This is a genomic window from Paracidovorax anthurii (genome assembly GCF_003269065.1).
Lineage (GTDB): Bacteria > Pseudomonadota > Gammaproteobacteria > Burkholderiales > Burkholderiaceae_C > Paracidovorax > Paracidovorax anthurii.
In genome coordinates this window covers 14,784-41,536 of sequence record NZ_QLTA01000046.1, presented here as the reverse complement: position 1 = coordinate 41,536, position 26,753 = coordinate 14,784, and the positions used below count along the sequence as shown (strand labels likewise).

Annotated in this window: 23 protein-coding genes, 4 pseudogenes and 1 other annotated feature; of the genes and pseudogenes, 4 read left to right on the top strand and 23 right to left on the bottom strand. The window is 62.4% G+C overall.

Annotated elements, in window-relative coordinates; genetic code table 11:
* A partial coding sequence (locus AX018_RS18890) for a transposase (protein ID WP_170146303.1) occupies positions 1-278 on the bottom strand: 278 nt, incomplete at its 3' end.
* A gap of 37 nt (positions 279-315) precedes the next feature.
* On the opposite strand from AX018_RS18890, the pseudogene AX018_RS18885 reads away from it, so the two are divergent.
* A pseudogene (locus tag AX018_RS18885) lies at positions 316-852 on the top strand (IS5 family transposase); the annotation flags it as partial.
* Positions 853-856: 4 nt separating this feature from the next.
* On the opposite strand, the pseudogene AX018_RS24920 reads toward AX018_RS18885, so the two are convergent.
* Positions 857-1,613: pseudogene (locus AX018_RS24920) on the bottom strand (transposase); the annotation flags it as partial.
* Here AX018_RS24920 and AX018_RS18870 point away from each other — a divergent pair.
* A pseudogene (locus AX018_RS18870) lies at positions 1,612-2,401 on the top strand (IS3 family transposase); the annotation flags it as partial. The pseudogenes AX018_RS24920 and AX018_RS18870 overlap by 2 nt on opposite strands.
* Positions 1,841-1,957: a sequence feature (AL1L pseudoknot), on the top strand. (Overlaps the previous pseudogene by 117 nt.)
* A gap of 25 nt (positions 2,402-2,426) precedes the next feature.
* Here the strand turns inward: AX018_RS18870 and AX018_RS18865 are convergent.
* The 21 genes and pseudogenes from AX018_RS18865 to surE form a co-directional block, all read right to left on the bottom strand.
* Positions 2,427-3,589 (bottom strand): IS3 family transposase gene (locus AX018_RS18865; RefSeq protein WP_415842053.1). Its coding sequence is split into 2 segments (ribosomal slippage): positions 2,427-3,325 and positions 3,325-3,589, totalling 1,164 coding nucleotides; the frame shifts between segments, so codons are not numbered across the junction.
* A 65-nt stretch (positions 3,590-3,654) separates the two neighbouring features.
* Positions 3,655-4,657 (bottom strand): annotated as a pseudogene (locus tag AX018_RS25745) (IS3 family transposase); the annotation flags it as partial.
* Positions 4,658-4,762: 105 nt separating this feature from the next.
* Complete coding sequence (hflC, locus tag AX018_RS18850; RefSeq protein ID WP_111880468.1) at positions 4,763-5,656, bottom strand: protease modulator HflC; 894 nt, start codon at positions 5,654-5,656, stop codon at positions 4,763-4,765.
* Positions 5,657-5,665: 9 nt separating this feature from the next.
* Complete coding sequence (gene hflK / locus AX018_RS18845; protein WP_111880465.1) at positions 5,666-7,018, bottom strand: FtsH protease activity modulator HflK; 1,353 nt, start codon at positions 7,016-7,018, stop codon at positions 5,666-5,668.
* A 57-nt stretch (positions 7,019-7,075) separates the two neighbouring features.
* Positions 7,076-8,248, bottom strand: a complete 1,173-nt coding sequence (gene hflX / locus AX018_RS18840) for a GTPase HflX (RefSeq protein WP_111880463.1) — start codon at positions 8,246-8,248, stop codon at positions 7,076-7,078.
* A 56-nt stretch (positions 8,249-8,304) separates the two neighbouring features.
* On the bottom strand, positions 8,305-8,556 hold the full coding sequence (hfq, locus tag AX018_RS18835) for an RNA chaperone Hfq (RefSeq protein ID WP_111880488.1): 252 nt from the start codon (positions 8,554-8,556) through the stop codon (positions 8,305-8,307).
* Between the two features lie 96 nt (positions 8,557-8,652).
* A complete protein-coding gene (gene der, locus AX018_RS18830; RefSeq protein WP_111880461.1) occupies positions 8,653-9,996 on the bottom strand; it encodes a ribosome biogenesis GTPase Der in 1,344 nt (447 codons plus the stop codon).
* A gap of 31 nt (positions 9,997-10,027) precedes the next feature.
* The gene (gene bamB, locus AX018_RS18825) at positions 10,028-11,131 is read right to left on the bottom strand and encodes an outer membrane protein assembly factor BamB (protein WP_111880485.1); all 1,104 of its coding nucleotides are present in this window, start codon (positions 11,129-11,131) and stop codon (positions 10,028-10,030) included.
* A 65-nt stretch (positions 11,132-11,196) separates the two neighbouring features.
* Positions 11,197-11,874 carry a YfgM family protein gene (locus tag AX018_RS18820; protein WP_111880458.1) on the bottom strand — a complete coding sequence of 226 codons (678 nt, stop codon included), beginning with the start codon at positions 11,872-11,874 and terminating at the stop codon, positions 11,197-11,199.
* Between the two features lie 20 nt (positions 11,875-11,894).
* Complete coding sequence (hisS, locus tag AX018_RS18815; protein ID WP_245951694.1) at positions 11,895-13,166, bottom strand: histidine--tRNA ligase; 1,272 nt, start codon at positions 13,164-13,166, stop codon at positions 11,895-11,897.
* Positions 13,167-13,304: 138 nt separating this feature from the next.
* Positions 13,305-14,549 carry a flavodoxin-dependent (E)-4-hydroxy-3-methylbut-2-enyl-diphosphate synthase gene (gene ispG, locus AX018_RS18810; RefSeq protein WP_111880453.1) on the bottom strand — a complete coding sequence of 415 codons (1,245 nt, stop codon included), beginning with the start codon at positions 14,547-14,549 and terminating at the stop codon, positions 13,305-13,307.
* A gap of 35 nt (positions 14,550-14,584) precedes the next feature.
* Positions 14,585-15,538, bottom strand: a complete 954-nt coding sequence (locus AX018_RS18805) for a helix-turn-helix domain-containing protein (protein WP_111880451.1) — start codon at positions 15,536-15,538, stop codon at positions 14,585-14,587.
* Positions 15,531-16,370 (bottom strand): type IV pilus biogenesis/stability protein PilW, encoded by an 840-nt coding sequence (gene pilW, locus AX018_RS18800; protein ID WP_111880449.1) that lies wholly within the window; start codon positions 16,368-16,370, stop codon positions 15,531-15,533. Before pilW ends, AX018_RS18805 begins: the two co-directional genes overlap by 8 nt.
* Positions 16,371-16,399: 29 nt before the next feature.
* Positions 16,400-17,521, bottom strand: coding sequence for a dual-specificity RNA methyltransferase RlmN (gene rlmN, locus AX018_RS18795; protein WP_111880483.1), 1,122 nt, complete (start codon positions 17,519-17,521; stop codon positions 16,400-16,402).
* Between the two features lie 89 nt (positions 17,522-17,610).
* Positions 17,611-18,036 carry a nucleoside-diphosphate kinase gene (gene ndk, locus AX018_RS18790; RefSeq protein ID WP_111880481.1) on the bottom strand — a complete coding sequence of 142 codons (426 nt, stop codon included), beginning with the start codon at positions 18,034-18,036 and terminating at the stop codon, positions 17,611-17,613.
* Positions 18,037-18,133: 97 nt separating this feature from the next.
* Positions 18,134-19,564 (bottom strand): pseudouridine synthase, encoded by a 1,431-nt coding sequence (locus tag AX018_RS18785; RefSeq protein ID WP_111880447.1) that lies wholly within the window; start codon positions 19,562-19,564, stop codon positions 18,134-18,136.
* Positions 19,561-20,307 carry an SMC-Scp complex subunit ScpB gene (gene scpB, locus AX018_RS18780; RefSeq protein ID WP_111880444.1) on the bottom strand — a complete coding sequence of 249 codons (747 nt, stop codon included), beginning with the start codon at positions 20,305-20,307 and terminating at the stop codon, positions 19,561-19,563. The genes AX018_RS18785 and scpB overlap by 4 nt, the downstream gene beginning before the upstream one ends.
* Before the next feature lie 152 nt (positions 20,308-20,459).
* Positions 20,460-21,449, bottom strand: coding sequence for an RluA family pseudouridine synthase (locus AX018_RS18775; RefSeq protein ID WP_245951692.1), 990 nt, complete (start codon positions 21,447-21,449; stop codon positions 20,460-20,462).
* 38 nt (positions 21,450-21,487) lie between these two features.
* On the bottom strand, positions 21,488-22,384 hold the full coding sequence (locus AX018_RS18770) for a peptidoglycan DD-metalloendopeptidase family protein (RefSeq protein WP_111880440.1): 897 nt from the start codon (positions 22,382-22,384) through the stop codon (positions 21,488-21,490).
* 11 nt (positions 22,385-22,395) lie between these two features.
* Entirely contained in the window at positions 22,396-23,178 is a 783-nt protein-coding gene (locus AX018_RS18765; protein WP_111880437.1) for a protein-L-isoaspartate(D-aspartate) O-methyltransferase, read from the bottom strand.
* Positions 23,178-23,975, bottom strand: a complete 798-nt coding sequence (gene surE, locus AX018_RS18760; RefSeq protein ID WP_111880435.1) for a 5'/3'-nucleotidase SurE — start codon at positions 23,973-23,975, stop codon at positions 23,178-23,180. Before surE ends, AX018_RS18765 begins: the two co-directional genes overlap by 1 nt.
* Positions 23,976-24,116: 141 nt before the next feature.
* On the opposite strand from surE, the gene AX018_RS18755 reads away from it, so the two are divergent.
* Positions 24,117-25,091 (top strand): NADPH:quinone oxidoreductase family protein, encoded by a 975-nt coding sequence (locus tag AX018_RS18755; protein WP_111880432.1) that lies wholly within the window; start codon positions 24,117-24,119, stop codon positions 25,089-25,091.
* A gap of 96 nt (positions 25,092-25,187) precedes the next feature.
* Positions 25,188-26,738 carry a GGDEF domain-containing protein gene (locus AX018_RS18750; RefSeq protein WP_111880429.1) on the top strand — a complete coding sequence of 517 codons (1,551 nt, stop codon included), beginning with the start codon at positions 25,188-25,190 and terminating at the stop codon, positions 26,736-26,738.
* Positions 26,739-26,753 lie beyond the last annotated feature (15 nt).

Genomic DNA, 26,753 nt, shown 5'->3' with positions numbered 1-26,753 from the left:
CAACCTGATTTTTTTAAAGCCTGCTCCAGCACGCTCACTCCGTGCTGGTCAGGCTCGCTCCACTTGCGCCAGTACGCATAGACGTTGTGCCACTTGGGGAACTGCGGCGGCAGATAGCGCCACTGACAACCCGTGCGAAGCAGGTACAGCACTGCACAGAACACTTCGTACAGGTCCAGCTTGATCGGTTTGGTGCTGCGCCGAACGCTGCGCAGCAGCGGCTCGATCTCGGCAAACTTCTCTCTACTGATGTCGCTTGGGTATGGCTTTCTTTTCACCCCAGGATTGTCGGGGGAGATCGTAAACACGCTCTAAGAAAAATCAGGTTGGCGCGGCCCGCGAGAGACTGGGGCGCAACGCCTGCAGCGCGTTCTTGATCATCGACGCGCAGAGCGTGAAGAAAACGCACCCAGCGGCCTTGAAGGGCTATGACGCAGGCAAGACGGTCTCTGGCATCAAGCGCCACATTGCGGTGGACACCCAGGGATTGCCGCACGCGGTGGCAGTGACCACGGCCGAGGTGGCGGAGCGCAAAGGGGCATTGGAGGCGCTCTCAAGCGCTGCAAGCCCAGGCTGCAGCGTGTGCAAAGCCTGCTGTGCGACAGCGGCTACGTGGGCCAGCCCTTCGCGCAGGGGATGCAGGAGAGCCTGGGCGGACACGCGACGGTGCAGACTGCCAGGAGAAGCGAGCGGCATACCTTCAAGATCAGGCCCAAGCGCTGGATCGTCGAGCGCAGCTTTGCTTGGCTGGACAAGAACCGGCGGCTGTGGAAGAACTGCGAGCGCCCGCTCAACACCAGCTTGCAGTTCGTTCATCTGGCCTTCTTGGGGCTCTTGCTTAGAAGACCTTGAACACGTTCTTAGTCCGCGCTTTCCTTCCAGGCTCCTTCAGTACCTGGACCGTGGTCTCATCGCCGTAGATCAGGTCCGAGTCGAGCAGATGATTGATCACGGGTTGCATCGCTTTGCCAATACGTATAACGCCAGAGGCCAGCGTGTTACTCACGATGGAGTCGCCATCGAAGCGGCGCAGCAGCGCGGCCATGCGGTACAGCGGCATGCCGAGTTGGTACTTGCCGGTGATGACCCAGGCCTGGGCGGCCTCGGTGAGCAGCCCGCGCGGGATGATGCGTGCCACGACCTTCAGGCTCTGGTCGCAGCAGGGGCAGGCGTCCTTGATGCGGTGGTGCTGCAGCACACGCACCTGCTCAGGGATGACGTCGATCTGCTCGCTGACCTCGGCCCCGATCTCCACCAGCGCATGGTCATCATGGGCGCACATGCGTTCCGCCTCGGGCAGCTCGTGGCGCACGATCTAACGCGGCAGCGGGGTCCAGCGGCTTGCTCCCGCGCCTCTTGCGCTGGTGGTCGGCGACCAGTGTCGAGTCTTCATCGCCGGTCTCGGCCGGCGGGGTCTGATCCGTGGGCGCGAGTGCTTCGGCTTCGTTGAGGAACAGGTCCTTCTGATCGGTGCCGCGGGCCTTGCTCTTGGCGGCGAAGAGCTGGCGCTGCAGCGACCTCAGCCGCTCCAGCGTGAGGTTACGCTCGGTGGCCACCTGAATGAACCGCCCCGGCTTTCGCGGAGGCTCAACACTCTGAGAGGGTTGAGCCATGAGCAAGTCGAACAAGTTCTCGCCTGAGGTTCGCGAGCGCGCGGTAAGGATGGTGCAAGAGCAGCGCGGGGAGTACCCATCGCTTTGGGCTGCCATCGAGTCCATCGCGCCGAAGTTGATGCCGGCGCGCGCGTCGGCGTCACGACCAACGAGGCGCAGCGGATGAGGGAGCTCGAGCGTGAGGTCAAGGAGCTGCGCCGGGCCAACGCGATATTGAAGCTGGCCAGAGCGTTTTTCGCCCAGGCGGAGCTCGACCGCCGCCTGAAGTCGTTAAGGCCTTCATCGACCAGCATCGCAATGCCTTCGGGGTCGAGCCGCTCTGCAAGGTGTTGCAGGTCGCCCCGTCAGCGTATCGACGGCATGCGGCACTGCTGCGCGAGCCCCACAGGCGCTGCGCCCGAGCCAAACGCGACGAGCTGCTGATGCCGCAGATTCAACGCGTCTGGCAGGCCAACATACAGGTCTACGGTGCCTACAAGGTGTGGCGACAACTGGCGCGCGAAGGCGTCATCGTGGCCCGTTGCACGGTCGAGCGGCTGATGCGCCGCATGGGGCTGCGTGGTGTGATGCGAGGCAAGGTCGTGCGAACCACCATCGGCGATGCCAAGGCCCCATGCCCGCTGGACCGGGTCAATCGGCAGTACCGTGCCGAGCGGCCAAACCAACTATGGGTCAGCGACTTCACTTACGTCTCCACCAGGCAGGGCTGGCTGTACGTGGCCTTTGTCATCGACGTGTTCGCCCGTCGCATCGTGGGCTGGCGGGTGAGCCGTTCGATGCGCACTGATGACCTGCCCCCATCCGCCATACCAATCATTCGGAGACAGTCCGGGGTTGCAGGATAGTGGTGTTTTGGGTGGGTGTTTCAGATGAACCTGCATTGCCGGCTTGCTGGCGATGCAGGCGCGCGAAATGCCTTGGTGGCATGCGGCCGATACTCGAATGCGATCGCACCTCGTTGTAGTCCTGCGCCCAGGCCCGGATCACCTCCCGGGCCTGCGCCAGCGTCTCGAACCAGTGCTCGTTCAAGCACTCGTCCCTGAACTTGCCGTTGAAGCTCTCGATGTAGCCGTTGTGCATCGGTCGGCCCGGCTCGATCAGGATGTGCTGGATCTCGTTGCGCTCGCACCAGCCCAGAAAAGCCCGGCTGGTGAACTCCGGTCCGTTGTCCGTGCGCACCGCCTTGGGATATCCGCGGAACTGCGCAGCCTCATCCAAAAGCCACGTGACGTACTGGCCACCGATGCCGAAATCCACGGCCATCTGCACGCACTCATGGCTGAAGTCGTTGGCCACCGCCAGACACTTGATGCGCCGCGCGTTGCACAGGCTGTCGCTGACGAAGTCCATGCTCCAGACGGCGTTGACGGTGCTGGCCGCCACCAGCAGCGTTCGCTGACCCAGGGGCCGCTTGGCCTTCTTGCGTTTGCGCACGGCCAGGTCGGCCGCCTTGTAGAGGCGATAGACCCGCTTGTGGTTGACGCCGGGAAAGTCGGTACGCAGCACATCGTGCACGCGCCGATACCCAAAGCGCCGGCGCACCAGAGCGACGGCCTTGATGCGTTCACTGAGCAATTGGTTCTCCGAGGTCGCCACGGGCGGGTGGCGATAGGCATCGCGGCTTAGCCCCACGAGGCGGCAGGCGCGGCGTTCGCTTAAGCGGTGCTCCTGCACCATGCGACGCGCCGCTTCTCTGCGCGCCTGTGGGGCTAGCGCTTTACGCCAAAGACGCCCTTGAGTGCGTTGATGTCCAGCATGGCCTCGGCCAGCAGCTTCTTGAGCTTGGCGTTCTCGCCTTCGAGCTCGCGCAGACGCGCGGCCTCACTGACCTGCAGGCCGCCGTACTTGGCGCGCCACTTGTAGAAGGTGGGCTGGCTGAAGCCCTCCTTGCGGCACAGCTCGGCCACGGGCTCGCCGGCGGTGGCGCGGTTCAGAAAGCCAATGATCTGCTGCTCGCTGTACTTGCTTGTTCTCATGTCCGTCATTCTCCAAAAGGAACGGACTTCTCTCGGTCAGGTTGGTTCGGCGGGAGGGGGCAGGTCATCAGGACAGCGGCTTCGCGGCGCGAGCAGAACCACTCGATGGACAGACACTCGTCGCGGAACTTGCCGTTGAAGCTCTCGTCAGTGCCGTTCGCCAGGGCTTGCCGGGATCGTTGAGCACGGTGGCGATGCCCGAATGCGCGATCCACTCCAGGATGGCGTGGCTGACGAACTCCGGACCGTTGTCCAAGCGCATGAACAGCGGCGCGCCATGTAGGCTCACCAGCCGTGACAGCACCTCGATCACGCGCTTGGAGCGAATGGCGCCGGCCACGTCGATGGCCAAGCACTCGCGGGTGTATTCATCCACGACGGTCAGGCACTTGATCTGTTGGCCGTTGGCCGTGGTGTCGAAGACAAAGTCATAAGCCCAGACCATGTTGGCCTTGAACGGGGTGTGGACGCGTGGGCGCGCCGAGGCGATGCGCTTGCGCGGACGTTTCCTGGGCACCAGCAGGCCGGCTTGACGCCAGAGGCGATGCGTGTACGACCAGCTCAGCTCGAAACCCTTGCGGCGCAAGAAGATGCGAATGCGGCGGTAGTCATAGCGCGGGTATTATGCAGAGAGCTCCTGCATAGCCGCTAGCACCTGCGCATCTTTTGCCGGCAGGCGCAGCTGGTAGCTGGGCGTGGCCCGGGACATGCCGATCAGCCCGCAGGCGCGGCGCAGACTCAGCCCCGTGCACGCACGACGTCCAACTGCTTGCGCCGCGCCAGCGGGCTCACCATTTTTTTGCGTTGATCTCCTTGAGGATCTCGACGTCGAGATCCCGCTCGGCCAGCAACTTTTTCAGGCGGCTGTTTTCAAGTTCCAGCGCCTTGAGCCGTTTGACATCGGCCGCTTCCATCTGCCCAAAGTGTTTACGCCAGGCGTAGATCGTGGCATCACTGACCGTGTGCTTCTTGGCGGCCTCGGCCACCGTCGTGCGATCTGCCTCGCGCAGGATCGTCACCATCTGCCCATCTGCCCATCTGCTCTTCTGAGAATCGACTCTTCTTCATGGGCTCCTCTTCCGATAGGAGCCATCTTCCTAGATATCAATGTCTCGGAGAAACCGAGCAGGTCAGAAACAGCCCATCTACTGGAAAACGCGGCCAAACCAACGTTCAATTCCGCGCGCCAGAAGCCCCGCCTCGAAAGTTCTTGAAAAACTCCGTAGAGGCTGGATCAACAATCATCACGTCACTTTTCTTGCTAAAACTCGATTTGTAGGCTTCAAGACTCCGATAGAACTGCGCAAATTGTGGATCCTTGCCAAATGCCTCTGCATAGACTCGGGCGGCTTCAGCATCACCTTCACCTTTAATCTTCTGAGCATCTCTGTAGGCATTGGCAATCGTTATTTCTCTCTGCCGATCCGCATCAGCACGGATCTTTTCACCTTCAGCAGCCCCCGTCGAACGCAATTCGTTAGCTACTCGCTTGCGTTCTGCCTCCATCCGCCTATAGACAGACTCCGTGATGGCTTCAACATAGTCCACGCGAGTGATTCGAACGTCAACAACATCCACTCCCCATGGCTTTGCCCCCTTAACCACTTCAAGCACCTCACGCTTGACATCAGACATGAGCGCATCACGCTTGAGAGAGAGCAACTCCTTTACCGTGCGGCGATTGATTTCTTCTTGAAAAGCATTGCGGACCACTCGATTCAACTGCAAAGCCCCAGAATTTTCGTCAAGTCCTACGTTACGAATGTACTCTGAGGGATCGGAGATACGCCAGCGGACATACCAGTCGATCACCACACGCTGTTTTTCTGCAGTCAGCATGGACTCCGTATCGGTGCTATCCAAAGTCAAAAGCCGTTTGTCGATGTAACGTACATTTTGAAACGGCGGAGGCATCTTGAAATTGAGTCCAGGCTCAGTGATGACCTCCTTGATCTGCCCCAACTGATAGACAACGCCAAACTGGCGCTGATCCACTACAAACAATGTTGAACTGAGCAGCGCTAGCAAGACAAGGAGGGAGGAAACGATAAATCCAACTCTGTTCACAACTCTCTCCTAGCGTGACTCGCGATCACGGGTACGACTAGTATCCCTTGCACGGGGATCAACAGGAAACGCCTGGGACGCACTGGACGGCACTGACGAAGATGAGGAGGCTGGAGGTGCCTCAGGCGGTATAGCGACACCACCTTGAGACACGTTCTGCATGATCTTGTCCAATGGCATATACAGCAAGTTGGAACCCTGCCGAGACTCGACCAATACCTTGGTCACATTCGTATAGATCTGCTGCATGGTTTCGAGATACATCCGATCACGAGTCACCTGCGGTGCTTTTTGGTATTCCATCAGAACGGAACTAAAGCGCTGAGCATCGCCTTGCGCCTGTGCAACAATCCGCGCCTTATACGCTGCAGCCTCTTCGGTCAACCTTGAAGCAGAGCCCACAGCACGCGGAATAACATCATTTGCATAGGCTTGGGCTTCATTCTTGGCTCGCTCTCGCTCCTGCCCTGCCTTGAGAACGTCATCAAAAGCTGCCTGCACCTGTTCAGGTGGTCGCACACCACCCTGCTGCAAATTGATGCCCACAACCTCTACCCCCACTTTGTAGCGGTCAAGAATAGTCTGCATAAGCGCACGCACGCGGGGAGCAATCTGGTCACGCTCTTCAGCCAGCGCCGTATCCATCCGCATCTTGCCAACAATCTCCCGCACTGCAGTCTCTGCTGCCTGCACGACTGCATCGGCAGGATTTCGACTTTCGAATAACCACGCACGTGCATCGCTCAGGCGGTACTGAACCGCGAACTTGATCTCTACGATATTCTCATCTTCCGTCAGCATCGCTGACTCTCGCAGACCTGTGCTCTTGATGACACTGTCTCTACCCACATCCGCGGAGCGGATCTGGGTTACAAACACAAGCTCATGACGTTGTATGGGATAGGGCAAGCGCCAATTGAAACCAGCATTGACCGTACCTTTGTATTTGCCAAATTGGGTAATGACGGCTTGCTGGCCTTCTTGCACAATAAAAAAGCCAGAACCCAGCCAGATGAGAACCGCAATCGCAGCAATCAAGCCAAGACCGACTCCCGTATTTCTCATATCAGGCTGGAATCCTCCCGGAGGACCATTCGACGGCCCTCGTCCACCACCATTGCGCCCTCCGAAAAGTCCGCTGAGCCTCCTGTTCAGATCCCGCCACAGCTCATCCAAATCAGGAGGTTGCCCCTGCGAATCCCGACCACGCCCACCAGAGGGCGGAGCAGGCCGATCAGAGTCGGAACGGCCACCATCCGCCTTATCGTCGCCACGCCCCCACCGAGGGTCATTCAAATTGAACATGCCCCGGATGCGCTTAGGCATCACCACCCAACGCCGGGCTCTGATAGATGGATTCATGCAATAAGTCTCTTATTTTCGAGCAGATAGATCTTCCAGCATTGTGCCCAACTGATCTCAGTCCACTGGGAATTCAGCATCGGCACAAGGGGTCATGGGCTTATTTCGTGCAGCCATGACAGCTGCAGCCAGTTGCATGCGCAACTCCGGAAGACCCGACCCCAAGCGAGCGCTCACAAACAGCCTCGGGATTTGCCGCCCACTCCACTCATATACATCCTGCAACACAAAAGGTTGCTTCTCTGGGGGCATGGCGTCCAACTTATTGAACACCAGCACTTGAGGCACATGATCCGCCCCGATCTCCCTTATAACTTCCTGAACTTGCACGATCTGCTCAGGGAAATCCGGACTGGCTGCATCCACAACATGCATCAACAAGTCTGCATCGACAGCCTCCTGAAGAGTGGCTTGGAATGCATCAACCAACCCGTGCGGCAGATCCCGTATGAAGCCAACGGTATCCGACAGAGAAACCGTTCCCTCTACCTCTCCCAGGTACAGCTGCCGAGTCGTAGTGTCCAACGTGGCGAAAAGCTGATTCGCCGCATACGCTCTTGCTTTTACAAGGGCATTGAACAGAGTGGACTTACCCGCATTGGTGTAACCCACCAAAGAAATGTTGAAGGCATCTCTGCGCTCACGCTGCCGCCTCTGTGTCGCCCGCTGCCGTTTGACCTTTTGGAGCCGATCACGCGTTCGCTTGATCGCCTCGCCAATCATCCGACGATCCAACTCGATCTGCGTTTCGCCCGGACCACCGCGAGTACCAATACCGCCGCGCTGACGCTCCAAGTGAGACCAGCGCCGAACCAATCGGGTGCTCAAATATTGCAGCCGTGCCAGCTCGACCTGCAGCTTCCCCTCGTGACTTCGTGCACGCTGCGCGAAGATTTCAAGGATGAGCAAAGTACGGTCATTGACTGGCAACTCCAAATGCCGCTCGAGATTGCGCTGCTGCGCAGGACTCAGCGCCTGATCAAAAAGCACCTCCACAGCGCCATGCATCTGTGCGAGCATGCGAATCTCATCGGCCTTGCCACTACCCACAAACAACGCAGCATCGGGCGCCTTGCGCTTGCAAGTCAAACGGGCTACAGGATCCAAGCCCGCAGTTTGGGCCAAAAGGCCAAGCTCCTCCAGAGCGGAGTCGAAGTGAGGAGCACCGAAATCCACCCCCACAAGTATTGCAGGGGCGGCACGGCTTTCAAAAGATGGGGAAGAACTCAAGACAATTTTTCAGACTGACGAACCTCGTCAGTCTGGATCAAAACCACTCTAAGCCGTCAAGAGCCAGCATCGGAGCCGGTAGGCTCAGCTGTTGAAAAATTGACAGCACGCCCTGGAACGATAGTAGAGATGGCGTGCTTATAGACCATCTGCGTCACAGTGTTTCGAAGAAGCACCACGTACTGATCGAAAGATTCAATCTGCCCTTGAAGCTTGATGCCGTTCACCAAGTAGATGGAAACCGGCACATGCTCACGACGCAGTGCATTCAGGAAGGGGTCTTGAAGAAGTTGGCCTTTGTTGCTCACGATATTCTCCGTGTTCAGGAATATTGTTGTAAAGCTGCACCTTACCACAGCAATTCATCCCATTGGACAAGGCGGGACACTCGCCGGCAAATAAGCCTATGAATCGACACCATCGGCAAATGGATTGCGCGAGGTCTTCATCTCAATGCGCAAAGGTGTCCCCACAAGATCGAACTCCTTGCGGAATCGCCCCTCCAGAAAGCGCTTGTACGCATCAGTGACATGCTCAAGCGCGTTCCCGTGGATGACGATCACTGGCGGGTTCATTCCCCCTTGATGGGCATAGCGCAGCTTAGGGCGAGACATCCCAGCCCGCTTCGGAGCCTGAAATTGAACAGCCTCCAAGAGCAATCTGGTCAATAACGGCGTAGGCATCTTGCAAGTTGCCGACTTGTGGGCCTGAGCAATCGAAGTCCACAACGGTCCTAACCCTTGACGCTTCTTAGCTGACACGAAGTGCAAAGATGCAAATTTCAGGAAAGACAAACGGGACTCAATGGAGCGCTCCAGAAGCTGGCGACCATAGTCATCCACGGCATCCCATTTGTTCACTGCCAGCACAACGGCGCGACCACTCTCCAGGATATAGCCCGCGATGTGTGCATCCTGATCGGTGACACCCTGGGTTGCATCGAGCAACAAGAGCACGACATTGGCGGACTCGATGGCCTGCAAGGTCTTGACCACTGAGAACTTTTCGATTGCTTCGAACACTTTCCCCTTGCGGCGCAAGCCCGCTGTATCAATGAGCTCGAAGCGCTGCCCATTTCTCTCGAATGGCACCGAGATGGCATCTCGGGTCGTGCCGGGCATGTCAAAAGCGACGAGGCGCTCTTCACCAAGCCACGTATTGATCAACGTGGACTTGCCAACGTTTGGCCGGCCCGCCACAGCCAATTTGATCGTTTTCTCGCCATCAGCTTCCATGTCGTCGTCTGGTTCCGGCAAATGCAATGATGCAAGAGCCATCTCTACCAGACCGCGAATACCTTGCCCGTGGGCTGCCGACACGGGATAGACCTCACCTAGCCCCAACTCGTAGAACTCTACCAACTGGACACCTTCACGCATGCCCTCGGCTTTGTTGCCTACCAGCAGACAGGGTTTGCCCAGACGCCTCAGATAGTTCGCAATATCATGGTCCTGCGCCGACAATCCAGCCCGAACATCCACCACAAAAATGACGACATCTGCCTCCGCCACGGCTTGTTGCGTCTGCTTGGCCATTTCGCGGTAGATCCCAGAGGACGCATCAGGCTCAAAGCCGCCGGTATCTATCGCGATGTATTCGTGCTTGCCGTGCTTGCCATTGCCATAGTGCCTGTCGCGTGTCAGCCCCGCAAAATCGGCGACGATGGCATCCCGCGATTTGGTGAGCCGATTGAAAAGCGTGGATTTACCCACATTGGGGCGCCCTACCAAGGCGATGACTGGCTTCATCCGCAAATTCTCATGTTCTGTACCGGATGACTCATTCAGGCCGGAAACCGTAGATACCGCCATTGCGGGTCACGATCACCAGAGTGTCTCCAGCAACCACGGGTGCGGCAACGACACCAGAGCCATCTGTCGAAAGCCTGTTGACAGGCGCACCATCCTCGCGCGAGAGCAGATGCACAAACCCTGCATCATCTCCCAACACCACAGAACGCCCCAACAGCAAAGGCGCAGTGAGCTTGCGATATCTCAGTTTGTCGAACGACCATGCCCGAGAGCCATCAAGACGTTTCCATGCCACCACCGTGCCATTGCCTTCGGTACCAAAAAGCATGTTGCTATCGCCATGAATGCCTTCTGAACCGCTCGCAGGTTGAGTCCACGCCACCGTTCCTCGCGCCGCATCCACACAGCCCACGGTCGCAAGGTAAGCACGAGCACAGACACTGTCCCCAACACGGCTCACATGCCCCAGCAATTCCACCAACCGCTCAACATCATTGGTACCTCTAGGACTGGCAAGAGGCGCTTCCCAGCGCACCGTACCGTTGTCGGGATTGAACCCTACCATGCGCCCCGACATGCCCGCCACCAACGTATCCCCCACAGCAATGAGCAAACCCTGCTGACGCAATACCAAGGGCTCGCCTGGTCTCTGCTGGCTCCACAAGCGCACACCATTGGCAGCATCGTATGCAGAGAGAGAGCGATCCGCAGCCAGAACAAATACACGGTTACCCGCCACGAGGGGCGCGGTATAAACCTGAGCAGGCAACGGTTTGCGCCATAGCTCACGACCACCAGAGAACACAACCAGTTGATTGGTTTGCGTCACGACCGCCGACCATTTGCCATCACTCCCCACACCTGCCGAGAGTGGCTCACCCACTGCCACACGCCATACATCGCCTCCGGTACGGGCATCAATGGCAGCAACCACTCCATCCGCGGAGGCCAGTGTTACCACATTGCCGCTAGCGTGAACATCCAGGGGCAATCGACCAATCTCTCCGACTTTGGCAATCCATGCCTGCCGCACCGCGAGGGTTGGGACTACCGGCTCCAAGTCGGCCGGCTTGGGCTTGGATGCACCTCCCCACAGAGAGCAACCACCAAGAGCCGTTGCGGCAGCAACCATGAGGATCAAGCCGCTGCGACGTAACGAGGGGACACAAAGTGCCCGGAATGGATGGTTCTCAACGTTCACTTGCCAGCCCCTTCAGCAGCAACAGCGTTCGCCTGCAGTTGAACACCAAGACTCCCCAACTTGACGTCAATCAGCCTGCGGTATTCGGCCCCCTCTTCTAAGCCTTTATAGGCTTTTTGGTATTCGGCCACGGCGTCGGATTTCTTACCCTGCAACACCAGCACATCCCCTTTGCGATCAGCCACCACCGCATCGAACTGGGGGGGGAACTTGCCAGAGAGATGCACCATTGCATCGTCATAAGATTTTTGATCTACCAGAACGCTCGCCAGACGAAGCTTCGCAAGTGCCTTATAGCCATCATCGGACGCATTCTGAGCCAACCATTCAAGGACAGGCTTGGCTCCATCCACATTGCCGCCATCAATCATGGCCTTTGCCGTGGTCAATCCCGCCTGGGCGGCCTGCGTTGTGCCGCCATAGCGTGACTTGAGATCGTCGAACGCCTGGCTGGCACGAGCCGCATCGCCAGCCTGGACGGCGGATTGCACGGCGTCGGCCAGCGCTGCAGCTTGGCCCGCTTGGCGGTTCTGCCAATACTGGTAGCCATTCCAAGCAGCGATCCCGCCAAAGATAACGACCAATACACCACTGATCAGGGTGCCCCAGGCATTCCAGAAATGCTTGAGTTGGTCTATTTGCTCTTGTTCTTCAAGGTCGAGGTGTTTTGCCATGGAAAAAGATTGCGACAGAATTAGCGGGGGGATTGTAGGGTGGGCGCCCAGACGAGCACCTCATCGAGCCGGCGCTCGACCTGCTCCCCGCCCGGTTCACGCAGAGGCTTCAGCGTGACAGCGCCACGTGCCAGCTCATCCGCACCAAAGATAAGTGCATACATCGCCCCGCTGGCATCTGCACGCTTGAATTGTGATTTGAAGCTCCCCAGCCCATCAGCACCTGCGGCATGCATCTGCACTTGGACACCCGCCTCCCTCAGTTGGCGCAAGGTTCTCAGCACAACCGGCATGGCGGTGGCATCCGGCACGACCGCATAGACATCTGGAGAGGCCGTCGGAATCTGTGCGCCCTGCTCCTTCAGAAGCTCCAACACCCGCTCCACACCAATGGCCCACCCCACCGCAGGCGCAGACTTTCCACCCACTTGCGCAATCAGATCGTCGTAGCGACCGCCAGCACACACGGTACCCTGGGCGCCCAGACGATCCGTAACGAACTCGAACACCGTCAGGTTGTAGTAGTCAAGCCCTCGCACCAAGCGTGGATTGATGGTGTAGGGTATGCCATTGGCATCGAGAATGGCCCGCAATCCCTGGAGATGGGCCATGGATTGCTCACCCAGAAAGTCCATGAGTCGCGGCGCAGACTCCACCACGGACTTCATCACCGGATTCTTCGTATCGAGAATGCGCAAAGGATTGGTGTAGAGCCGGCGCTTGGCATCTTCATCCAACACATCGACATGCTGTTCGAAATGGGCGATGAGCTGCTCCCGATGCCTTGCACGCTCGGCCGGCTGTCCCAGGCTGTTGAGTTCAAGACGCACGTCCGTCAGCCCGATGGACTTCCAGAGTGCATCGGCAAGCAATATGAGTTCAGCGTCTACATCGGGCCCCGCAAAGCCCAGCGCTTCCGCTCCCACCTGATGGAACTGCCGGAATCTTCCTCGCTGAGGTTTCTCGCGCCGGAACATCGGGCCCGTGTACCAGAGGCGCTTGGCTCCGTCGTAGAGCATGTTGTGTTCGATCACTGCACGCACGACGCCTGCCGTGTTCTCGGGGCGCAACGCAAGATGGTCGTTATCACCGTATTTGTCGGATCGATCGTGAAAGGAGTACATCTCCTTCTCGACGATGTCCGTCACTTCTCCGATTCCCCGCACGAAAAGCGCAGTGTGCTCAAGGACTGGCGTGCGCACATTGCGATAGGCATACCGCCCCATCAGCACTCGCACCTTTTCCTCGAACCACTCCCAGCGCGAGGAGTCGGGTGGCAGGATGTCGTTCATGCCTTTGACGGCCACGAGCTTTCCGGGCTTGGCCGGCACGGGAGAATTGGTTTGAAAGGTGCTCACGGATATGGAAAGAAAAGAAAGAACCGATGCCCGGTGCGCCTTATACCCGGGCCCAAGCCAATGGAGGCAGGATCAGAGCGCCGCAGCAGTGCTGCTGAAGCGGCGGGAAATGTAGTCCTCGACGACCTGTTGAAACTCCTGCGCAATGTGGTCTCCACGCAAGGTCATTGCTTTCTCGCCGTCGATGAACACGGGGGCAGAGGGCGCCTCGCCCGTGCCAGGCAGGCTGATGCCGATATCGGCATGCTTGCTTTCACCCGGGCCGTTGACGATGCACCCCATCACTGCGACCTTGATTTTCTCGACACCGGGATAGCGCGTACGCCATAAAGGCATTTGTGCCCGCAGAAAGTCATCGATCTGCTTGGCCAGTTCCTGGAAAGTCGTGCTCGTGGTACGCCCGCAGCCCGGGCACGCCGTAACGCTCGGAACAAAAATGCGCAACCCCAAGGCCTGCAATATTTCGGAGGCAACGACCACTTCTTGCGTCCGCGCCTCTCCAGGCTGCGGCGTCAAGGACACCCGGATCGTGTCGCCAATGCCCTCTTGCAGAAGAATGGACAATGCGGCTGCAGAGGCCACTGTGCCTTTTGTCCCCATACCTGCCTCGGTCAACCCGAGATGAAGTGCGTAGTCGCAGCGCTTAGCCAATTCACGGTATACGGAGATGAGGTCCTGCACGCCACTGACCTTGCACGACAGGATGATCTGGTTGCCATCCAGCCCCATGGCCTCGGCCCGCTGCGCCGATTCGATGGCCGAAGTGATCAGGGCCTCATACATGACCTGACGCGCATCCCAAGGAACGGCACGGCGGCTGTTGGTATCCATCAAACTCGCCAGAAGCTCTTGGTCGAGACTGCCCCAGTTCACACCGATGCGCACAGCCTTGTTCCAGCGCATGGCGGCTTCGATCATCTGCCCGAACTGGCGATCGCGCTTGTCGCCTTTGCCGACGTTGCCCGGATTGATGCGGTACTTCGACAAGGCCTGCGCGCAATCGGGAAACTCAGTCAACAAGCGATGGCCGTTGTAATGAAAGTCCCCCACAAGGGGCACTGTTTCACCCATGCGGTCCAACTGCTCCCGGATATAGGGAACCGCCGCGGCTGCCTCGGGAGTATTGACAGTGATGCGTACGAACTCGGAGCCGGCCTGCGCCAGTTCCTTCACCTGGATCGCAGTGGCGATTGCATCCACCGTGTCAGTGTTGGTCATGGACTGAACGCGCACTGGCGCATCGCCCCCGACAGTCACAACCCGGTTACCCCATACGACACGGGCCTGGCGAGAGCGCCGTGGTCTCGGCACGGCCATCTCGACAGGGGAGTCAGCATTGATGGCTTTGGACACTATTTCACCTCGAACCGTGCGACATTTTCGCGGGCGATGGCAGCCAGATCCATGGACTTGCCACGCACCAGCACCTCGGTTGCATCCGCCTTGCCGACGACCACGGACCAAGGCGGCGCACCAGGAATGGAAACACTTTCACCACTGCCAAGAACCCGTTGCAATACCGTGGCGCCCCCTGCGCTCCGAACCTGCACCCATGATTCGCCTTTGGCGCGAATCACCAGCAGCGCTTGGGCTTCTTCGTTCGCCGAGGCGGCTGTTAACGAAGATTCTGTGGGGGCAGACGCCATGGCGGCACTGGCAATCGCCGCCACTGGCACAGAAGCCCCCGCACTGGTGATGGTGGACTCCGGCCTCAGGGCTATCGACTCCGAAACCGTCGTACCAGTCACAGCGGGGCCAGATGCTGAATCTTGCTGCGGCGACAACCCCGCCGAATCGCTGTGCACGGGAGTACTCACGGCCGAAGAAGACGGGCTCGACAGGCGATCCAACCAATCCCTTGGAACGAAGACGAGCGCCACTGCCGCCAGCAACAGCAAAACGACAGCGAACGCTGCCTTGCGAGAGCCTGGCGCAGCGGAGGACGAGACGAGTTTGGTAGAACCCGGCTTGAACGAGGCATTGATGCCTTCATGCGAGGAAAGCCTGGGCACCTGATTCTGCGGCAGCAGTGCCAGTACGGGAGCCGGATCGATCTTCAACGTCCGGCACACACTGGACGCCAGGGCACGCACGAAGACCGCATCGGGAAACCCTCCGAGTTGGCCTGCCTCGAGCGCTTCGAGTTTGTGCACTGGCACCTTGAGAGCAACCGCCAGCGCAGCCACGTGAACACCGGCGTGCTCGCGCCCATGGCGCAGCATATTCCCCGCCGCAGCGGCGTCTGCCAGCACCCTTTCCATATCCGCATCGACGGTTTGCGCACCCTGCGCTACCGGATCACTCATTGAACGCCCCTCGGTCAAAGGCCAACACTTCCTTGGCATCAGGAAAGCGCTTGCGCAACTGCTCACCCAACTGTCGCATCCCTGCAGCACTGCCCAGGGCACGCTCTATCTTGATGCCCAGCCAAAGGGATTCAGCATTGGCCAGATCACTGTTGTTCAAGCGCCGGCTGTAGAACTGAGCACGCTGAAGATCCCCGCGACGGAAAGCCAGCGAGGCCAGGTTGTAGCCCACCACAGGATTACCGGCATCCAACTCGTAGGCCCTGGCCAACGTCTTCTCGGCCTCAGCCGCCTGGCCTGCCCGCTCCTGGCACAAGCCCTGCGTCATCAAGGTTTTCGATCGCGCGGTGTACGTGGGGCTGGCAAGGGCCCGCTCGAAGTATTGGTTCGCCTCGGCATAGTTCTGCTGCTGACAACGCAACCAGCCATAGTTGTGCAGCAGGTAAGGCTCCGATGGATTGATGGCCATGGCTCGCCGGAAACTCTCTTCGGCCGCGGGCAAATCACCCATGCGCATGTGAACAAGGCCACGCAAGTTATGGGCATCGCCGTATGAAGGATCCGTGGCAATGGCTTGCCTCACCTCGTCCAGCGCAACGGTCGTCTGCCCCATTTCCAGATAGTTGGCTGCCAACTCCAGCCTGATGCGGGCGCGACGGCGCAAGTCCGCGGCATCGGGAGAGAGGTCTGCCTCAGCAATGCTTGTCCCACTGGTGGCTCCCGCACCCGCTTGCGTAGCGCACCCACCAAGAGCCGCCATCAAGGAAAGCACGCCACAGACCACCAGCATGGTGCGGGCGATATGCCGAAAAAGCGGGCGAGGTTCCGTCATCTAAAGCCTCCTGAACGGCAAGCGGCGCACTAGGCCACCGGTTTGAGTACGATGGTGCGCTGCTTGGCCATGCGTTCAGCCGCCTTGGTGCGGTCCTTCACATCGCCTGCGAGTTGCCCGCACGCCGCATCGATGTCATCACCGCGAGTTTTGCGCACAGTCGTGACAATACCCGCATCGCTCAACAGCTTTGCGAAAACCGCAACCTGCTGAGGGGTGGAACGCACCAGCCCGGAGGCCGGAAAAGGATTGAAGGGAATCAGATTGAACTTGCAACGCACGCCCTCCGCACCCCGAGGGCGCACGAGTTCGATCAATTGCCGGGCATGCTCAGGCTGATCGTTGACGCCATCGAGCATGCAATACTCGAACGTGATGAAGTCCCTGGGAGCATGGTCGAGATACCGGGCACAAGCGCCCAGCAACTCCTGCAACGGATACTTTCGATTGAGGGGAACCAACTGGTCCCTGAGCGCGTCGCCGGGCGCATGCAGCGAGACGGCAAGCGCCACAGGACAATCCTGGGACAACCGGTCCATCATGGGCACGACACCGGAAGTCGATACGGTGACCCGCCTGCGCGACAGGCCATAACCATGGTCATCGAGCATGGTGCGGAGCGCAGGCACCAGCGCGGAATAATTCTGAAGCGGCTCCCCCATGCCCATCATCACCACATTGGAGATGACCCGCTCTTCGGTACCCATGCGGGAGCGCAAGGCGTGTTCGGCAAACCAGAGCTGCGCGACGATTTCTCCGCTGGACAGGTTCCGGCTGAAACCCTGGTGTCCGGTGGAGCAGAAACGGCAGCCGACAGCGCACCCGGCCTGGGAGGAGATGCACAGGGTGCCCCGGTCATCCTCGGGAATGAACACCGCTTCCACGGCATTGCCATCCCCCACGTCAAAGAGCCACTTGACGGTTCCGTCGGAAGAAACGTGCTCGCTGATGACCGGCAAGCCCACCACGTTCGCACACCCCTTGAGCTTCTCACGCAGCGATTTTGCGAGATCGCTCATCTGCGCAAAATCACTGGCGCCGCGCTGGTGGATCCAGCGGAACAACTGCGTTGCGCGGAAACGCTTTTCCCCCAGTTGCTCGCAGAATGCAGCGAGCCCATCCAGTTCGAAATCGAGGAGGTTCGTGGTCATCGGCATGAGGGCTGCCACGCTTGCCGCTGTTGAGCGGATGCGCGGCACGGGCAGAGAATCCCGCGCCGCGCAACGCGGCGGCTGAAAGATCAGCGCGAGTAGATGTTCAGGCCAGGGAAGAAGAAGGCCACTTCCACCTGGGCGGTTTCGGCAGCGTCAGAACCGTGCACGGCATTGGCATCGATGCTGTCGGCGAAGTCGGCGCGGATCGTGCCGGGCGCAGCCTTCTTGGGATCGGTCGCGCCCATCAGTTCACGGTTCTTGAGGATGGCGTTCTCGCCTTCGAGCGCCTGGATCATCACAGGGCCGGAGATCATGAAATCAACCAGATCCTTGAAGAAGGGGCGCTCCTTGTGGACCGCGTAGAACTGCTCCGCCTCCTGGCGCGACAGGTGGACCATGCGGGCGGCAACAACCTTCAGGCCAGCAGCCTCGAAACGGGCATAGATCTGGCCGATCACGTTCTTGGCCACTGCGTCGGGCTTGATGATGGAGAGGGTGCGTTCGATAGCCATGGTGTTTTCCTTGATGGTGAGAAAGATTTTTGTCATGCGGACAAAGCCCTCGATTCTAATCGGCCAGGCTTATCCACAAACCAGCACGTTGTTGCAGTCACCGCCCGCCACGGCGCGTGAAGTTCTTGCGCTTCTGCTTCTGGTCCTGCCGATAGCGCGAAAGGCTGTCGCTTCCGATGTAGCCCACCGAGGTCTTCATGGGATCGGGCTCAGCGGAAGCGGACCGCTTGCCGCGATCGGCGACCGGGCCACTGCCATAGCCCACACCGCCACCTGCGGCGTTGCGCGGCTGCCCCCCCCCGGCGTCACGACCGCGAGCACCCCCTTTGCGTACGCCCCCCCTGCGATCACCCGAAGGCGCAGCACCATTCGGGCTCGCCACGTCCGCTCCGGCAGCCTGCATCAGCGCACGGATGTCGCGTTCGTCCAGCTCCAGCCATGCACCACGCTTGAGTCCGCGCGGAAGCATCATGGAGCCATAGCGGATGCGGATCAGGCGGCTCACCGCATGGCCCACCGCCTCGAACATGCGCCGCACCTCGCGATTGCGCCCTTCGGAGATGGTGACCCGGTACCAGCAATTCGACCCCTCGCCGCCCCCGTCTTCGATCGAACCAAAAGCCGCCATGCCGTCATCGAGCTTCACGCCTTCCAGCAGGCGCTGCTTTTCCTCGTTGCTCAAGGCGCCGAGCACGCGCACCGCGTATTCACGCTCCAGCCCGAAACGGGGATGCATGAGCTTGTTGGCCAGTTCCCCCGCACTCGTGAAGAGCAGCAGCCCTTCCGTGTTGAGGTCCAGCCGCCCGACGGACTGCCATTTCCCGTGTGCCAGGCGCGGCAACTTGCGGAAGACGGTAGGACGATTCTGGGGGTCGTCGTGCGTCACCACTTCGCCGACGGGCTTGTGGTACGCGATGACACGCGCAGGCGGTGGATCGATGCGATAACGGATGGGTCGCCCATTGACCTTGACCTGGTCCCCATACTGGACGCGCTGCCCGATATGGGCAGGCTCGTTGTTCACGGAAATGCGCCCTTCGAGGATGAGCTGCTCCATCTCCAACCGGGAACCCAGCCCCGCCTGCGCAAGGACCTTGTGCAGCTTGGGCATTTCCACCTGGGGCGGCAAAACCCGCTTCGCCGGCGCCACGTCGGTCCGTGCGTCATCTTCGTCCAGTTGTCCGGAGACCACGTCGTCGAAACGATAGCCGTCGAACCCGGCAGCCTTCTTCGAAGGGGGCGTCCTGCCCTGGCGGCCACGCGCCGGCGAATCGGGCCGCGCCTGGGGCACTCCATCCAGAGCGACCTCGGCCGACGACTCCAACACGCCCTCCTCTGCCGCGGGAGCGTCGGGAGACGATGCAGCCGCGCCGCCATCGACGGCCTGGGGCATCGGGAGACCAGGCTCCGCGGGGGGCACGCGCTTGCGAGGAGTCCGCCGCGCGGTCTTTTTCGCAGTGTCGGGATGGTTCTCCACGGGCTCGGGCGAGGCGTGGAGTTCGGCATTGTCTGGCAGAGATTCGTTCATGGCATGCTTTCGGAGACGTCCGATGGTCCGGTGCGCCGGGACGCATCCTCCCTCCCGGATTCGCTATCAGCGGTCAAATTTTCGTGGTGAGCGTCCACCTCTGGCACGGGTACCGCATCGGCCTCCCCGGAACCAGGCTCCATGGGCCCGACAGCCTCAGCCGAGCTCTCCTCCCGAGCCGAAGCCCCGACCACACCGGCATCAAGGGCCTCAAGCACACTGGCCTGCACGGCGGGACTCTCCAGCATCGGCAGTTCGTCCAGGGATTTCAATCCCAGGTCATCAAGGAACTGGCGGGTCGTGGCGAACAAGGCCGGGCGCCCCACGGTCTCGCGGTGCCCGATGACCTCCACCCACCCCCGGTCTTCCAGCTGCTTGAGGATCAGGCTGTTCACGGTCACACCACGGATGTCCTCGATGTCGCCCCGCGTCACGGGTTGGCGGTACGCAATGATCGCCAGGGTCTCCATGGTCGCACGGGTGTAGCGCGGCGGCTTCTCGGGGTGCAGCCGGTCGAGGAACTCGCGCATCTCGGGTCGGCTCTGGAACCGCCAGCCGGAGGCCACCTGCACCAGCTCTACCCCGCGCGAAGCCCACTCCTGCTGCAGATCTAGCAGAAGCTGCTTGATGGTGTCGGAACCCAGCGCGTCATTGAAGAGCGTGCGCAACTCCCGCAACGTCGTGGACTGCGGCGCACAGATCAGCGCGGTTTCGAGGACCCGTTTGGCATCCACCGTATTCATGGTTCAACGATCGCGGAGAGAGGCGCCGACTCTGCGGGGGCACCGTGCACATTGGGAAGCGGGAGGCTGGCGGCTGGAGGAGCGCCCATCGCCGGACGGCGCGCTTGGCCTGCATGGAAGGGCATGAAGGTAGCCCGGGGGCTCTGGGCCCATCAGGCGGGATTGTACCGTAGCCCCCAGAGATCGAGCGCCGCGGCCATGTCGGGTGGCAGGGGCGCACGGAAGACCAGATCCGCCCCGGTGACCGGGTGCGTGAACGCCAGGCGATAGGCATGCAGGGCCTGCCGCCGCATGCCGGCAGCAGGCTCGCCCCCATAAAGCGCATCCGAAACGAGCGGATGCCGCAGCCACGCCATGTGCACGCGGATCTGGTGCGTCCGCCCGGTGTGAAGGGTGCAATGCACGAGGCACCCCTCGCCGCCCCCGTCCAGCAGGGCAATGTCGGTACGGGCCGGCTTGCCGGAATGCGCCGCAAGGTCGACGACCGCCATGCGAAGGCGATTGCGCGGATCGCGGCCGATGGGCTCTTCCACAGTGCGCTCCGCCGGCCCCGTCCAGGCCCCGAGGCCAAGGGCCAGGTACTGACGGCTGACGTCGCGCGCGGCGATCATCTTCACCAGAGCGTCCATGACGGCGCGCTCGCGCGCCACGACCATGAGTCCGCTGGTGTCCTTGTCGAGCCGGTGCACGATGCCCGCCCGGGGAACGGCCATGGCCCTGGGATCCCGCCCGAGAAGCCCGTTCAGCAAGGTGCCGCTCCAATTGCCGGGCGCGGGATGCACGACCAGCCCGGCCGGCTTGTTCACGACCAGCAGGTGATCGTCTTCATGCACCACGTCCAGCGCCATGGTCTCCGGGCGGAATGCCTGGCTTTGCGGCGTCGGCTTGAGCTCCACGGCCAGCTCATCGCCCGCCTGCACACGGGCCGAAGGCTTGGCCGCCACGCGTCCGTTGACGAGGACCCCCGCCTCGCCCAGCAGTTGCTGGAGGTAGCTGCGCGAAAACTCAGGCACCAGCTCGGCCAGGGCCTTGTCGAGCCGCATGCCGTGCTGCCGCGCAGGCACGCGCACGACGCGGGTTTCGGCGGCGTCGATGCCCTCCACGTCCCCCGGCTCGTCGGCAGCCGCTACCCCGGGAAGCAGCCCTTCCTCGCCGCCACCGCGGGGGACGTGCCGGGAGGTCAACGCGCGGACAGGTAGCGCGCCGGGTCCACGGGCTTGCCGTTGCGGCGGATTTCGAAATGCGTCTTCACGCGATCGGTGTCGGAGCTGCCCATCTCCGCGATCTTCTGCCCGCGGCGCACGGTCTGGTCCTCTTTCACCAGCAGGGTCTGGTTGTGGGCATAGGCCGTGAGGTAGGTGTTGTTGTGCTTCAGGATCACCAGATTGCCGTACCCGCGAAGGCCTGCGCCGGCATAGACGACGCGGCCGTCGGCGGCTGCCAGGATGGGGTCACCGGCCTTGCCGCTGATGTCGTAGCCCTTGTTGCGGGCTTCGTCGAAGCCCGCGATGAGGGGACCGGATGCGGGCCAGATGAAGGCCATGTCATCTTCGCCACCCGCTGATGCCGGGGCGGGAGCAGGTGCCGCAGCCGCCGGAGCAGCGGACGCGCCGCTGCGCGGCGTGCTGGCGGACGGCGCGGGGGCGGGCGTGATGGAGGCCGCAGCCACCGGGCGGGTGACCACGCCGGTATCGGAGGCCACCGCCGCGGAAGGCGGCGTGGCGCCTGGAGACACGACCCGCAGAACCTGCCCCACCTCGATGAGGTTGGGGTTCTCAAGGTTGTTCCAGCGGGCGACGTCCTTCCAGCTCTGCCCGGACTCCAGGCCGATGCGGATCAGCGTGTCGCCCGGCTTTACGGTGTAGTAGCCCGGCTTGCCGGCGTTTTCCGCACCAGGCAGGGGCTTCAAGGGAGCGCCGACGACCACGCCGGCCTGGGAAGACATGGACGAGGAAGACGAGGCGGCCGTGCCGCGATCCTCCACCGGAGCCCTGTTGACGCGGGTTCCGCAGCCGGCCAGCACCAAGGCCGCCAACGCCACCGAACTCCAAGCCACAAGACCACGCGATACCAACATAAGCAATTCCTTCAGGCAATCCCCGATTTTAGGGGGACAAAATGTACGGCCTCCAATGCGCTCTGCTTCAGCCCCTGCGGGGTCTTGTCGATCACGACCAGGACCTGCCGGCCGCCAGACGACGCCATGGGCGCGACAAGGCGGCCGCCCACGGCGAGTTGCTGGACCCAGGCATCGGGGATGGCATCGCCACCCGCGGCGGCGATGATCGCGGCATAGGGAGCCCCTTTCACATAGCCCGCCATGCCGTCCCCCAGAATCAGGTGGACGTTGGCCAGGCGCCAGGGGCGCAAATTGTCACGCGCCTTTTCGTGCAACGCGCGCAGGCGCTCGATGGTGTACACCTCGCGGGCAACGCGGGCCAGCACGGCCGCCTGGTAGCCGCAGCCGGTGCCGATCTCCAGCACGCGCCCCAGGCCGCCCGCGCGCGCGCCCTCCGCGCCCAGCAGCAACTCCGTCATGCGCGCGACGATGCTGGGCTTGGAGATCGTCTGCCCCAGGCCGATGGGCAGGCTCGTGTCTTCATAGGCCTGATTGACCAGCGCGGTATCGACGAAACGGTGCCGCTCCACCGCGCCCATGGCCTGCAGCACGGCCGGCGCAGAAATACCCCCCTCCGCGAGGCGCTGCGCCATGCGGGCGCGCACGGCGGCCGAATCCAGGCCCAGGCCCTGCGGGACCGGCACCGGCGCGGAGGCCGATCCACCGGCGCGCGCTGCGGACGCCCCGGCCCTGGGCACGCCGGCCGCCGCGGACGAATCCAGGCGCGCGGGAAAACCGGGACGCCGCTGCATCAGAGCGCTCCGGCCGCCTCGGGACGGCTGCCCTCCGGCTGCGGCGCGAGGCTGCCCGCCACGTCCGACCAGTAAGGCAGGCCCTCGTGGTCGGTGAGATCCACCTTGAGCGGCGTCAGCGCCACATGGCCGAGGGCGGTGGCGTGGAAGTCCGTGCCCTCGGCATCGTCCTTGGCCGGCCCGGCGCCGCCGATCCAGTACATGCGCTCGCCGCGCGGGCTGTCCTGTTCGATGACGCGCTCGGCGGCGTGGCGGCGCCCCAGGCGGCACACCCGCACCGGGCGCAGTTGCTCGAAGGGCAGGTTCGGGATGTTGACGTTGAGCAGCCAGGGTGCCTCGCCCACGAGGTGCCGCGCCTGCATGCGCTTGACCATGTCGCACGCCTTGCGGGCGGCGGATTCGATCTCGCCCCAGCCCTTGTCCACCTGGGAGAAGGCGATGGCCGGCACGCCGAAGAGATACCCCTCCATGGCCGCCCCCACGGTGCCGGAGTAGATGGTGTCGTCGCCCATGTTGGCGCCGTTGTTGATGCCGGAGACCACGAGGTCGGGCCGGTAGCCCAGCAGGCCGGTGAGGGCGATGTGCACGCAGTCGGCGGGCGTGCCGTTCACGTAGCGAAACCCGTTGGGCGCGCGGTGGACGTAGAGCGGCGAGTGCAGCGTGAGGGCGTTGGACTTGGCGCTGTTGTTGTGCTCGGGCGCCACCACCTCGACGTCGGCAATGCCCCGCAGCGCGTCGTGCAGCGCCACGATGCCGGGCGCCTGGTAACCGTCATCGTTCGAGAGGAGAATCTTCATGGTCGCTTAAAGGCGGAGTGCGACGGATTGTAGGCGTCGTCCCACAGGCACCCCGCACGGTCGGGGCCGTCGCTCCAGGGACATTGCCGCCACCCCGCGCCACCTATGATGCCCCGCGCGACGATCCACAGGAGACCCCCTATGCACGCATGGCTTTGCACCCAACCCACCGGCGTGGACAACCTGGCCTGGACCGAGCTGCCCACCCCCGAGCCCAAGCCCGGCGAGGTGCTGATCGAGATCCGGGCTGCGAGCCTGAATTTCCCGGACCTGCTGATCGTTCAGGACAAGTACCAGATGAAGCCCCCGCCGCCCTTCGTGCCGGGCTCCGAGTACGCGGGCGTGGTGCAGGCCGTCGGGGAAGGCGTGGGCCACCTGCGCGCGGGGCAGAACGTGGCCTGCCTGACCGGCACGGGCGGCTTCGGCACCCATGCGGTGGCGCCCGCGGCGCTGTGCCTGCCGCTGCCGGACAGCTTTCCCCACGTGGACGCGGCGGCATTCATCATGATCTACGCCACCTCCCACCACGCGCTGGTGGACCGCGCGCAGCTCAAGGCGGGCGAGACGGTGCTGATCCTCGGCGCGGCCGGCGGCGTGGGCACGGCGGCGATCCAGATCGCCAAGAAGATCGGCGCGCGCGTGGTCGCGGCGGCCTCCACCGACGAGAAGTGTGCGCTCTGCCTCTCGACGGGCGCGGACGCAGTGATCAACTACAGCGCCGAGAACCTGCGCGAGGCGATCAAGGCGCTCACGGACGGCAAGGGCCCGGACGTGATCTACGACCCCGTGGGCGGCGATTTCACCGAGCCGGCGTTCCGCTCCATCGCGTGGCGGGGGCGCTATCTGGTGGTGGGCTTCGCGGCCGGCCCGATTCCCTCGCTGCCCCTCAATCTGCCGCTGCTCAAGGGGGCCTCGGTGGTGGGCGTTTTCTGGGGCGAGTTCTCGCGGCGCGAGCCCCGCGCCAACGCGGAGATGATGGCCGAGCTGGCCCGCTGGCATGCCGAAGGTGCCGTCAAGCCGGTGATCGATCGCACCATGCCCATGGCCCAGTTGCCCGCCGCCTATGCCCACATGGCCTCGCGCGGCGTGATGGGCAAGCTCGTGCTGGTGAACTGATCCGGGCCCGGTGGCGCCAGCGGCGCGCGGGTTCCTGTTCAAGCCCCGCGCCGTCTGTCACACTCTGTGCCACCTTTACCCCGCCGTGCAAGCCCGATGGCCGACCGCCCCCCTTCAGAGATCGCGCGAGAAACCCTCAAACAGCTGGCGGCCCGCCGCCTCGCGCCCACGCCCGACAACTACCAGGCGCTCTACGAGGAGATCGCGGGCGTCCGCACGGCGTCCGCCTTCCCGGACGGCCCGCTGCGCCACATCCTGCGCGTGCTGCCCGGCCAGACGCCCGCGCAGAAGCGCCTGCTGGGGCTGTTCGAGGCCGCCATCGACCAAGCCGACTGGAACCAGTTGCAAGGGGTTCTCGTGGGCTACGCCAACCTGGGCCTGCATGCCGCCAGCGCCCCCCCGGTAGAAACCGCCGCGGCAGACGCACCGCCCGCCACGGCCGGCAACGCCACACACGTCTCCAACGAAGTCGCGGAGCAACTGGTCCGCCTGGTGGAAAACACGCTACCCGCCCTCGGCGAGGACGATGCGCGCGTGCACGAGTTGGCCGGGCAGCTCACGCAGTTCCTGCGCCAGCCCACCCCGCCGGCCTCGACGCTGGTGCTGATGCTCAACAACTTCAGCTACCGGCTTTCCTTCGCCACCGAGGACCAGGCCGCGATCCGCGCCGGCCTGCTGACCCTGCTGCAGATGGTGTTCGAGAACATCGCCGTGCTGAGCCAGGACGACCAGTGGCTGCAGGGACAGGCCGAGGCGCTGATGGCCGCGTCCACCCCGCCGCTCACGCTGCGCCGGCTCGACGACGTGCAGCGCCGACTCAAGGACGTGATCTTCAAGCAGACCGAGGCCAAGGAACGCACGGTGCAGGCGCAGCAGCAGATGAAGGAGCTGCTGGCCACGTTCATCGAGCGCCTCGTGCAGATCACGGCCTCCAGCAGCACGTACCACGAGAAGATGGAGCGCTGCGCCGAGCAGATCGGCCAGGCCACCAGCCTGCACGAGATCACGCCGCTGCTGGAGGAGGTGATGGGCGCGACGCGCGCGATGGCGCTCGACTCCCGCGTCACGCGGGATGAGTTGCACGAGCTGCGCGAGCGCTCCGAGGCGCGCCACGCCGAGATCGCCAAGCTGCAGGAGGAGCTGGACCGTGCCAGCGCACAGGCGCGGCACGATCCGCTCACGGGTTCGCTCAACCGCAAGGGCCTGGACGAGGCGCTGGACCGCGAGGTGGCGCGCGCGCTGCGCAATGAGGCCCCGCTGTGCGTGGCCCTGCTGGACCTGGACAACTTCAAGGCCATCAACGACCGCCTGGGCCACACGGCCGGCGACGATGCCCTCAAGCACCTGGCCTCGGTGACGCGCGAGGTGATGCGCCCGCAGGACCAGCTCGCGCGCTACGGCGGCGAGGAGTTCGTCATCATCCTGCCCGACACGGCCCTGGCGCAGGGCGTGGACGCCATGGCCCGCCTGCAGCGCGAGCTCACCACGCGCTACTTCCTCAAGGACCAGGAGAAGGTGCTCATCACCTTCAGCGCGGGCGTGGCGCAGCTCGGGCCGCAGGAGACCACGGCCGAGGCGATCCGCCGCGCGGACCAGGGCATGTACCTCGCCAAGCGCTCGGGCAAGAACCGGGTGATGGCGGCCTGACCCACCGCGCCATCC